Annotated in this window: 1 protein-coding gene; it reads right to left on the bottom strand. The window is 56.9% G+C overall.

The features are described 5' to 3' along the window. Window positions 1-648, bottom strand: a 648-nt coding sequence (locus J5224_RS33515) for a putative PEP-binding protein (RefSeq protein WP_319802546.1), incomplete at both ends; no start/stop codon positions are given.

Below are 648 nucleotides of genomic sequence, written 5' to 3'. Positions count from 1 at the left end.
CAAGGCATGCCCCACCAGTTCGCGTACCTCGGCGGCGGCCTGAGCGATAAGCCGACATGCTTCGTCCACCTCGTCCAGACTGCTGACCATCGGCAACAAAATGCGCAGGTTGCCAGTTTCGGCGTTGGCGCGCAGCATCGCCCGCACCTGGATCAAGAAGATCTCCGGCTGATCGAGCGTAACGCGAATACCGCGCCATCCCAAACAGGGGTTCTCTTCACTGATCGGCAAATAGGGAAGCTGTTTGTCGGCACCGATATCCAACGTGCGCAACACCACCGGGCGTGAGGGATAAAGCTGCAACATGCCCTGGTACTGCGCCATCTGTTCATCTTCAGAGGGAAAGCCGCTCTGTAGCATAAAAGGCACTTCGGTACGGTACAGCCCCACGCCGTCAACCAGATTGATAAAACGCTGCTCATGTTCGGCGCTGAGCCCGGCGTTGAGCATCACCTGCATGCTTTCGCCGCTTTTCAGTACCGCAGGCCGTTGCATATCGTCTTCGGCCAGACGCGTCAGCGCATTATCTTCACTCAACAGGCGCTGATATTCCTGTAAAAGCATCGGCTCAGGATCCACCAGCAGTTCACCCCGATAACCATCAAGGATCAGGGTACGCTGGTGCAATAACTCCGGCTGAATATCCGC

The organism is Candidatus Symbiopectobacterium sp. NZEC135, from assembly GCF_025962695.1.
Note: the sequence above shows the minus strand (reverse complement) of the source record. Positions and strands in the feature narration are given on the sequence as shown.